Source organism: Flavobacterium sp. (genome assembly GCF_028712645.1).
Classification (GTDB): Bacteria; Bacteroidota; Bacteroidia; order Flavobacteriales; family Flavobacteriaceae; genus Flavobacterium.
In genome coordinates, this window is record NZ_JAQTPQ010000123.1 from 1 (window position 1) to 10,511 (window position 10,511).

Genomic DNA, 10,511 nt, shown 5'->3' on the forward strand with positions numbered 1-10,511 from the left:
TGTCAATCCATTGGAGTTGAATATATGTTCATTAGAAAACCTGAGGATATTCAATGGATTCAGAATAAAATTGGACATAATGATAATCATCCTATTTATTCTAATGACGGAAAAAAGGAAATCCTAAACAAATTAAATCAAGCTGTTTCATTCGAGAATTTCTTGCACACTAAATATGTGGGTCAAAAACGATTTTCTCTTGAAGGTGGTGAATCTATCATTCCAGCACTTGATGCTTTGATTGAAAAAGCTGCTGAAAAAGGAGTGGAGCAGTTCGTAATGGGAATGGCACACCGTGGACGTTTGAATGTTTTGGCAAACATTTTTGGCAAGTCAACCCAAGATATTTTCGGAGAATTTGAAGGTAAAGATTATAGTCAAGATGATTTTGACGGAGATGTAAAATACCATTTAGGACTTACTGCCGAAAAAATTACAAAATCAGGTAAAAAAATTAATATCAATCTTGCACCAAACCCTTCACATCTTGAAACCGTTGGTGCAGTAATCGAAGGAATTACAAGAGCAAAACAAGACAGACATTTCCCGGATGATTTTTCAAAAGTATTGCCAATTGCCGTTCACGGAGATTCAGCAATTGCAGGACAAGGAATTCTATACGAAATTATACAAATGTCACAACTTGACGGTTATAAAACTGGCGGGACAATTCACATTGTAATCAACAATCAAGTTGGTTTTACGACTAATTATCTCGATGCACGTTCTTCAACTTATTGTACAGACGTTGCCAAAGTAACCCTTTCGCCAGTATTACACGTTAATGCTGATGATGCTGAAGCAGTGGTTCATTCCATATTATTCGCTTTGGATTTCAGAATGAAATTTGGCCGCGACGTGTTTATCGATTTGTTAGGATATAGAAAATATGGTCATAATGAAGGAGATGAACCTCGTTTTACCCAACCATTATTATATAAAGTTATTGCAAAGCACAAAAATCCAAGAGATATTTATGCCGAAAAATTATTGTCCGAAGGAGTAATTGATGCCAATTATGTAAAAGAATTGGAAGTAGAATACAAGTCAAATCTCGAAGTCAATCTCGAAGAATCTCGCAAAAAAGAAGTGACAATAATTACTCCATTTATGCAAAATGAATGGAAAGGATTTTCAAAAGCGGGAATCGCTCAAATGTTTAAAAAAGTGGATACTTCTTATTCTAAAGAGGGATTAACAGCTGTTGCGAATGCAGTTTGTAATTTGCCTGAGGATAAAAAATTCATCAACAAAATTCAAAAATTAATAAACGATAGAAAAACAATGTTTTTCGAAACCAATAAATTGGATTGGGCTATGGGAGAACATTTGGCCTATGGTTCTCTTCTAAAAGAAGGATTTGATGTTCGACTTTCTGGACAAGATGTAGAGCGCGGAACCTTTTCGCATCGTCACGCCGTTGTTAAAGTAGAAGACTCAGAAGAAGAAGTAATTTTGGTTAATAATGTGGAAGGAAAAAAAGGAAATTTTTATGTTTATAATTCCCTTTTATCAGAATACGGAGTTTTAGGGTTTGATTATGGTTATGCTTTGGCAAGCCCAAATACATTAACAATTTGGGAAGCACAGTTTGGAGATTTCAGTAATGGAGCTCAAATCGTGATTGACCAATATATTTCTTGCGGCGAGGACAAATGGAACAATCAAAACGGAATCGTTATGTTGCTACCTCACGGATATGAAGGGCAAGGAGCAGAGCATTCTTCAGGAAGAATGGAACGTTATCTACAACTTTGCGCAAGACAAAATATGTTTATCGCTAACTGTACAACGCCTGCTAACTTCTTCCATTTACTAAGAAGACAGATGAAAACTACTTACCGTAAACCACTAATTGTGTTTACGCCAAAGAGTTTGTTGCGTGATCCAAGAGTAGTATCTGGGATTGAAGAATTTACATCTGGAAATTTCCAAGAGACGATAGACGATGAAACTGTAAATAAAGAAGAAGTAACCTCATTAGTTTTCTGCACCGGAAAATTCTATTATGACATCATTGCCGAAAGGGAAAATCTAGGTAGAAAAGATGTTGCGGTAGTGAGAATTGAACAATTATTTCCGTTACCAACAGAGCAATTAAAAGCAATTATAGCAAAATATCCAAAAGCGGATGATTATGTTTGGGCTCAGGAAGAACCTAAAAATATGGGAGCTTACGGTTATATGTTGATGAATGTTTCTACGGTAAAATTCAGATTAGCTTCCTTAAAAGTTTTTGCTGCTGCAGCATCTGGAAGTTATACCAGATCAAAACGTCGTCACGCGGAAGCTTTGAAATTTGTTTTTGACAAAAATATATCAAGATAAGAAAATTTGTTTTGGGCTTAAAGTTTTATTTTAGCCAACTTGAAACAGTAACAATTTAAATTCATAATTTAAAATAATATAAGATGATTTTAGAAATGAAAGTCCCATCACCGGGAGAATCAATTAAAGAAGTTGAAATCGCAACTTGGTTAGTAAAAGATGGCGATTATGTAGAAAAAGATCAAGCCATTGCTGAGGTAGATTCTGACAAAGCAACACTCGAATTACCAGCAGAAGCCAGCGGAATCATTACACTGAAAGCTGAAGAAGGAGATGCGGTAGCTGTTGGTGCAGTAGTTTGCTTAATTGATACTGAAGGAGCAAAACCATCTGGTTCAGCACCTGTTGCAGAAGTAAAAAAAGAAGAAGCAAAACCAGTTGAAGTGAAGAAAGAAGAAGTAAAAGTAGCAGCTCCAGTAGCTCCAACTTCATATGCTTCTGGAACACCATCTCCAGCTGCAAGAAAAATATTAGACGAAAAAAACATTCAGCCTTCTGATATTATTGGAACAGGAAAAGACGGTAGAATCACTAAAGAAGATGCAGTAAATGCAACTCCATCAATGGGAACTCCAACAGGTGGAAGTCGGGGTTCAGAACGTACAAAATTGTCAATGTTGCGTCGAAAAGTTGCCGAAAGGTTAGTTGCTGCCAAAAACGAAACGGCAATGTTGACTACTTTCAACGAAGTGAATATGTCTCCAATAAATGCAATTCGAAATGAATTTAAAGATGCATTCAAAGCAAAACACGGAGGATTAGGTTTAGGATATATGTCGTTTTTTACAAAAGCGGTGACAAGAGCACTAAAAATGTATCCTGATGTTAATTCAATGATGGATGGTGATTATAAAATTGGATTTGATTTCTGCGATATTTCGATTGCTGTTTCTGGTCCAAAAGGGTTAATGGTTCCTGTGGTTCGCAATGCCGAAAATTTGACTTTCCGTGGAGTTGAAGCCGATATTAAAAGATTAGCCATCAAAGCACGTGACGGACAAATCACAGTTGATGATATGACTGGTGGAACATTTACTATCACAAACGGAGGAGTTTTTGGAAGTATGTTGAGTACGCCAATTATCAATCCGCCACAATCAGGAATCTTGGGAATGCACAATATTATTGAGCGTCCTATTGCCGTAAATGGTAAGGTGGAAATTCATCCAATGATGTACGTAGCACTTTCTTATGACCACAGAATTATCGATGGTCGTGAGTCTGTTGGTTTCTTAGTTGCAATAAAAGAAGCATTAGAAAATCCATTAGAATTATTGATGGATGGCAATGCTAAAAAAGCTTTGGAATTGTAGATCCAACTATTTTCAATATTAAAAATCCCAAATTCTAATTTTACAGGAGTTTGGGATTTTTTAGTTAATATGTGTTGTATATTTTTACAACCCATACGTGAAAATTAATTTTTTTTTATTATATTTTTGCCCTAACTAACTTAAATAAATATAATATGAAAAATCTAGCGCAAGTAATTGGTTTTCAGCCTAAAGAAAATGCAAAGGATATTTATATTAAAAAATATAAAGACGGTTATGTTTTAGAAATGGATTTCTGCAAAGAAGCAATTGATTATGGAGATAAAATTATTTGTGAAAGCAGAACCACTCAAAACTTTTCACAAGCAGAAAATTTTGTAGTTCTTGAATGCGTAAACAGGCTTCTTGAAAAAGGCTATAAACCTGAAAATATTATTCTAGAACCTACTTGGAAACTAGGTCGTCAAGAAAAAGGGAGGCTTGATATTCTTGTAAAAAAGGACGATAAAGCCTATTTGATGATAGAATGTAAAACTTTTGGAAAAGAGTTTGATGACGAATTAAAAAAAATGAAAAAAGATGGAGGTCAACTTTTTTCTTATTTTCAGCAAGATAAAAGTGCTGAAATTTTAATGCTTTATGCTTCTAAACTTGAAAAAGATAAAATTATTTACAGAAATGAAATTGTAAAAATTGAAGAAGAATACAGACTTGCACCAACTGTAAAAGATTTCTACAATACTTGGAACAAAAACACGAAGTATCAAGGTGTTTGGGAAAATGAACCGTATGATTTTAAAAGCAAAAAATTTACAAAAGCTGATTTAAAAGAATTAAACGAAGCAGAAAGCACCAAAATATTTCACGAATTTGCTTCAATACTTCGTAAACATTCTGTTTCTGATAAACCAAATGCTTTCAATAAAATATTCAATCTTTTTTTAGCAAAATTGTATGATGAAGCTAAAAGAGAAAATGACGAATTAGAATTTCATTGGAGAGAAGATGATAATGCGGTAGATTTTCAAGTTCGTTTAATTAATTTACATAAAGATGGTTTATTTGCTTTTCTTCAAAAAGAAATTGAAGGGATAGATGAAAAAGATTTCAAAGCAAATTCACCTGAAGAACTTTTAGAGAAAAAGAAAAAAGTTTTAAAATTCAACAACATACTTGCAATAAAAGAAGTTTTAGACGATGCAAGTTTTGATGAAAATCAACGTGTATTGAAAGATGTTGTAAAACTTTTAGAAAAGTATCAAATTCGTTATCCAAGAAAACAACAACATTTGTCTGATTTCTTCGAAAAATTATTGACAACAGGATTAAAGCAAGAAGTAGGTCAGTATTTTACACCGCCACCAATTACAAAATTCATTGTTCGCTCTATACCTATCAAACAAATGATAGAAAAAGAAGTAAACAAAGAAGCTCCTGAATTACCAGCAGTGATTGACTATGCAGCAGGAAGCGGACATTTCATTACGGAAGCAATGGAAGAATACCAAGATATTATTAATGCTTTCAAAGAAGAAGAAATGAAGAATTTCTTTCCAAAAGCAATAAAACAAGTAAAATCTTGGCAAGCTGATCCTTATGAATGGGCTGCAAAATATGTTTATGGTATTGAGAAAGATTACCGTTTAGTAAAAGTAGCAAAAGTAGGATGTTATTTCTACGGTGATGGTGTTGCGCAAGTTATTCATGGTGATGGTTTAGATAGTTTTGAAACATCTAAAACCTACAAAGGATTATTGAAAGACAACACAAATCTTGAAGATTCTACAAAAGCTAAATTTTCATTGGTTCTTTCAAATCCGCCTTATTCTGTAAATGATTGTAAAGACGATTTAGAATATATTGGTGCTCAAAATGATTTTAATTTATATCCATATCTTTCTGATAATAGTGATGATATAGAGTGTTTATTTGTAGAAAGAACAAAACATTTATTGAAAGATGATGGAATTGCAGCAATTGTTTTACCAGATTCATTTTTTAACAATGGAGGAATTCATATTAAAGCTAGAGAAGTAATTTTACAATATTTTGATATTGTTTCCATAGCCGAATTAGGTAGAAACACTTTTATGGCTACACCAACAAAAACAATTGTTTTGTTTTTGAAAAGAAGAAACAATCAAGAGTATATAAAATTAAAAAATTATGTAAATAAATTTTGCATTGACTTTAATGATAACACTATTAATCAAATAGAAAAACCTATTTCTAAATATGTAAACTATGTTTGGGAAAGTATTTCATTTGAAGATTATGTTTCTTTATTGAAAAAAGAACCAACTAAAGCTATTGAAGAACACGAAATTTATAAAGAATATCGTCAAAAATTAAAATTTACTAAAGAGAGTGAATTTTGGAATAATTTAATGGAAGTTGAAAAAGACAAATTGATACACTTCAATTTAGCTTATTCACAAAAAAACATTGTTTTAATTAAAAGTGGTGAAAAAGACAAAGAAAAAAGATTTTTAGGATATGAATTTAGTCTCGCTCGTGGGCGAGAAGGAATGCATTCTATGAAAAAAGGAAAAACAATAAATGATTGTACTCAATTGTACAATGTGAATGACCAAAATGATTTAACAAAAGCTAGTAGCTATATTTATAATGCCTATTTAGGATATACTAATTTGGATATTGACCCAAGTTTAAAAGAAAACATATCCTACATAGATTTATTAGACATTTTATCCTTTGATAGAGCAGAATTTAAAAAAGAGTTTTCAACAAGTGGTAAAACCAAAATAAAATTTGAAACAAAATGGGATTTGGTGAAACTAGGTACAGTTTGTTACGAACCACAATATGGCGCAAATGAAAAAGCAATAAATGGAAATAGAGAAAACGATTTAAGATATATTAGAATTACAGATATTAATGATGATGGATTTTTGAATGATGACTTTAAAACTTCTGAAAATGTAGAAAATCAGTACATTCTTGATAATGGTGATTTTTTATTCGCAAGATCTGGAAATACAGTAGGTAAAACATTTCTATATAAAGAGAAATTTGGGAAAGCTTTATTTGCAGGATATTTAATAAGATTTAAAACTAAAAAGGAGTTACTTATTCCAGATTTTTTAAATAATATCACAAAAACATTCTATTATAAAAATTGGGTTAAGTCAGTTCAGACTGGAGGCTCTCAACCAAATATTAATGCTCAAATATATTCAGATTTTAAAATCCCTCTTCCACCTTTAGACATTCAACAAAAAATAGTTTCAGAAATTGAAGTTTTAGAAGTAAAAGAAAAGAAAGCTAAAGAGGAAATTGAAAAAGGTAAAGAAACTATTGTAAACTTATTCAATCAAGCAGAATCAAAAGCAAATAAAGTTGTTAGGTTAAGAGATGGAAACATTTTTCAAGTTTCTATTGGAAAACGTGTCTTGAAAAATGAGTTTGTAGAAAACGGAAAAATTCCTGTTTATAGTGCCAATGTTATAGAACCATTTGGAAGTATTGATAAATTATTAATTGAAGATTTCAGTAAATCATCTGTTTTATGGGGTATTGATGGTGATTGGATGGTAAATCATCTTCCAAAAGATTATCCATTTTATCCAACAGATCATTGTGGTGTTTTGAGGGTAAAAGATAATTCTATTAATGAGAAATATTTAGCTTTTATTTTAGAAAAAGAAGGAAAAGCATTTGAGTTTTCAAGAACAAAAAGAGCTTCAATAGATAGAATTCAAGGAATTAAAATCGCAGTTCCACCAATTGCTGAACAACAAAAAATTGTTTCAGAAATTGTAAAAATTGAAACAAAAATTGCAATTTTAGAAAAAGAGATTGACGCAATTCCGAAACTAAAAGAAGTAGTTTTAAAAAAATATTTATAGAATTTCTTATTCCATAAAAATTATGCTGTGAACGGCTTTTGCTTTGAGATGGTAATGCTAAAAAAGCTTTGGAATTGTAAAGTATAAAAATTATCTTTTAATAGTCCCGTTTAAGAAATTGAACGGGATTTTTAGTTTGACTTAAATTCCACAAAATCAAACAAAGCATAATTATTATTTTGAGGAATATGATTGCCTATAAATTTTAGATTTTCGACACTGCAAAAAATATAAAAACTGGTTTCGGAACCATAATTAAGTTGGAGGTTTGCTAAAACAACATCATTAATTTTCCAATTAACTAAGTAAAGTCCGTTTTGATTTTGATTTATTTCTAAAGATAAATTATACCATTGTCCTCTTTTGATTTTTTTTTGTACAGATTGATGTGGATTCGCTTGGGAAGTCATATAAACAATAAGGTCGTCAGGTTGAGCCATTAATTGATTTCGAACAATTTGATTCCCATAACCAATCTCAAAATCCAATTCGTGCCTATCGTCATTATACAAAAAGGCACTAATACTCGCCATATCACCCGTTCCAATTTCTGGTATAAAAATCCTCCAATTGTATGTTCCAACACTAAATTTCGAAGTTGTTTTTACTTTTGGTCTTTCCCAAGTGTTGGCATTGGTGTATATTTTTAAATTTCCATTCTCAATGGAATAATTTATCTTTTTACCAGTATTAAGAGAAGCATTTTTCCATCCAACTAAATCATTAAAATTAAAAGTTTTTGATGTTTTAATTTCGTTAGTTTTGCAAGAACAGTAAAATAACAAAACACTCATAAGAGTTAATTGATTTTTAAAATAAAATTTCATATTTATTTATGATTTCAGTGGATTTTTATATTACTGCAAATACAAACAATGATTGTAATAATCAATAATTCCTTTACCTTTCATTAAAATATCTGCGCCAATGATACCGTGAACAGGTTTTGTTTTATATTGAATTAAAGCTTCGTTTACGTGTGATAAATCAAAAATTACGAGTTCAAAATCAGTAAGTTTCCAACTGCCCAATTGAAGTTGATTGCCATTAGCTATTTGAGTAAACATTCCAGTTGCTCCAGCACCTGAAGCTTGTGTTTTTGACTTTTTGGCTTCCAATAAAAATAATTCGACGCTTTCAAAACCCACACAACTCGAACTGGCTCCAGTATCCAAAATAAAATTCCCTTTCACACCATTGATACTTGCTCTTAGGAGCAAATGTTGCGTTTTGGTTACTTTGAAATTTATTTTCTTGTACTTTTCTTTTTTAAGAATATCGGGAAGAGTTTTCATTTTCGAAAGCGTTTAAAGGCCAAAAATAATCCAATTAAAATCAATAATCCTAGAATATAAAAATAATAATTTGTTAGGGTTTCAGCAGCTTCAATTCCACCATAATAGACAAAAGCACTCCAATAATACGGCGATTTTTTAGCATTCGAAATCGATTTGTCTTTCAGAAAATCCAGTTTTGCATTGGCGTTAGCCTCAAAATAGAATTCGCCATTTTTGATATTTTTATAAAAACTATCCATAAAAACCGAAGTCGTATAATCGTTTACTTTCCATAACGAAAACAATAAATTTTGTGCTCCTGCAAACTGAAAACCTCTAGCAACGCTCATTGCACCTTCGGATTTGTAGAGTTTTCCAATTCCAGTTTCACAAGCACTCAAAACCACCAAATCCGGATTGATGTTGAGATTGTACAACTCTGAATATAAAATTTCCTGATCATAAAACTTAATGCTTGCAGGAGTTTCGGTATTGCCAGAAGTCGCGTGAGTACTTAAATGTAAAATAGAATATTTAGCCGCATTTGTTTTAAAATTATCGAAAGTTGCCTCTGAATTTTCGAAATACTTTCCATCAAAATTGTTTTTTATAGATTGCATTTCAGCTTTGGAAAACGTCAATTCGTAAGCTGTTTTTTCGAAAACAGGGAAAATCCCAAGAACGGATTTCTTGTTGCTTGAAAGAGGATTTGAATTTAGATAAAAACTTGCCGAATTGTTGTATGCAATCTTAAAAGCGTTCAGAAAATAATGCATTTCAGCAAAATTTGTAGTTGTTGATTTTTGGGTAATCAAGGCTTCGAAAGGAAGAAAATTCAATAATCCATCGGGAACAATGATGAGGTTTTGGTATGCGGTATTTTTTGGAAGTTTTAAGTATTCATAAAGAATATTGCCATAATGATTATAGCTTTTTATGTCATTTATAATTGCATTTGCATCTGAAAAATAGAGTAAAAATTGATAAATTTTAACAGTTGAATGAGTTGAACCATCAAAAGTTTGCATTTTAATTTGTTTGTTGCATAGCGTAAAAGAATACATTTTTTCAAACCCCGAAAAGTACTCCACCATAATCGCTTTGTCCTTTTCTAGTTTAGAATATAAGTCTTGAATATTGCAATCGGTTTTCGATATTTTAGATTCTTTTGCTTTTTTTGCTTTTAATAAAAACATCAATTCATTTTGCTTTTTTATGGCTTCATTTATTTTGGAAACGTTTGCCAAGTCTCCTTTTTGCTGCTCTTTTACGATTTCATTATTTGAATTTTGAAGTTGCTCTAAAATTGATTTTTCTTCTTTTGAAGCAATTTTTTTATTGGAAAGATAACTTTTCAAAACACCCGATTTCGTTCGTTCTTGAAGTTGGAAAGCACTTTCTATATAACTGATTTTATTTTCTTTTTTAAACAGAAAATCATAGAGAGAAATACATTTTTCTGTTCGATTTCTAATACGGATTTGATTGATGATTTTAGAGTTTTCATAAATCAATAAATTCGAAAACAAATCCTCAATTTGAAAAGAAAGTGCATACGCTTCCAAAGCTTTTTTAGGTAGATTTTGTTCGGAAAAAATTTCGGCTTGCAAATCCAATGCGTCAAGCAACACGGTTTCGGGATAAAGTGAATTTGAATTGGGTAATATGTTTTTTTGATTGGAATAATTGGGAATTAAAGTTTTGAAAACGGTTGAAATCATTAAACTCGCTTCGGAATATTTTTTTTGTTGTAATAATAAATT

Annotated in this window: 6 protein-coding genes; 3 read left to right on the forward strand and 3 right to left on the reverse strand. The window is 31.3% G+C overall.

Annotated features, from left to right (window positions below; translation table 11 throughout):
* From PHC28_RS10520 to PHC28_RS10530, 3 genes are all read left to right on the forward strand, one after another.
* Positions 1–2,328 (forward strand): 2-oxoglutarate dehydrogenase E1 component (locus tag PHC28_RS10520; protein ID WP_300099802.1); only part of this gene is annotated, 2,328 nt, incomplete at its 5' end.
* A gap of 83 nt (positions 2,329–2,411) precedes the next feature.
* The gene (gene odhB, locus PHC28_RS10525; protein ID WP_300099805.1) at positions 2,412–3,641 is read left to right on the forward strand and encodes a 2-oxoglutarate dehydrogenase complex dihydrolipoyllysine-residue succinyltransferase; all 1,230 of its coding nucleotides are present in this window, start codon (positions 2,412–2,414) and stop codon (positions 3,639–3,641) included.
* A gap of 155 nt (positions 3,642–3,796) precedes the next feature.
* Positions 3,797–7,471 (forward strand): restriction endonuclease subunit S, encoded by a 3,675-nt coding sequence (locus PHC28_RS10530; protein WP_300099808.1) that lies wholly within the window; start codon positions 3,797–3,799, stop codon positions 7,469–7,471.
* Positions 7,472–7,602: 131 nt separating this feature from the next.
* Here PHC28_RS10530 and PHC28_RS10535 read toward each other — a convergent pair whose 3' ends face one another.
* The 3 genes from PHC28_RS10535 to PHC28_RS10545 form a co-directional block, all read right to left on the reverse strand.
* Positions 7,603–8,265 (reverse strand): hypothetical protein, encoded by a 663-nt coding sequence (locus PHC28_RS10535; protein WP_300099811.1) that lies wholly within the window; start codon positions 8,263–8,265, stop codon positions 7,603–7,605.
* Between the two features lie 63 nt (positions 8,266–8,328).
* A complete protein-coding gene (locus PHC28_RS10540) occupies positions 8,329–8,766 on the reverse strand; it encodes a retropepsin-like aspartic protease (RefSeq protein WP_300099814.1) in 438 nt (145 codons plus the stop codon).
* The coding region (locus tag PHC28_RS10545) for a CHAT domain-containing protein (protein ID WP_300099817.1) at positions 8,763–10,511 on the reverse strand (1,749 nt) is incomplete at its 5' end. The genes PHC28_RS10540 and PHC28_RS10545, both read right to left, overlap by 4 nt.

What these genes read in the sequence shown, in the direction of transcription:
- odhB (WP_300099805.1), top strand. Translation starts at nt 2,412, where the DNA reads ATGATTTTAGAAATGAAAGTCCCATCACCGGGAGAATCAATTAAAGAA.
- PHC28_RS10530 (WP_300099808.1), top strand. Translation starts at nt 3,797, where the DNA reads ATGAAAAATCTAGCGCAAGTAATTGGTTTTCAGCCTAAAGAAAATGCA.
- PHC28_RS10535 (WP_300099811.1), bottom strand. Translation starts at nt 8,265, where the DNA reads ATGAGTGTTTTGTTATTTTACTGTTCTTGCAAAACTAACGAAATTAAA.
- PHC28_RS10540 (WP_300099814.1), bottom strand. Translation starts at nt 8,766, where the DNA reads ATGAAAACTCTTCCCGATATTCTTAAAAAAGAAAAGTACAAGAAAATA.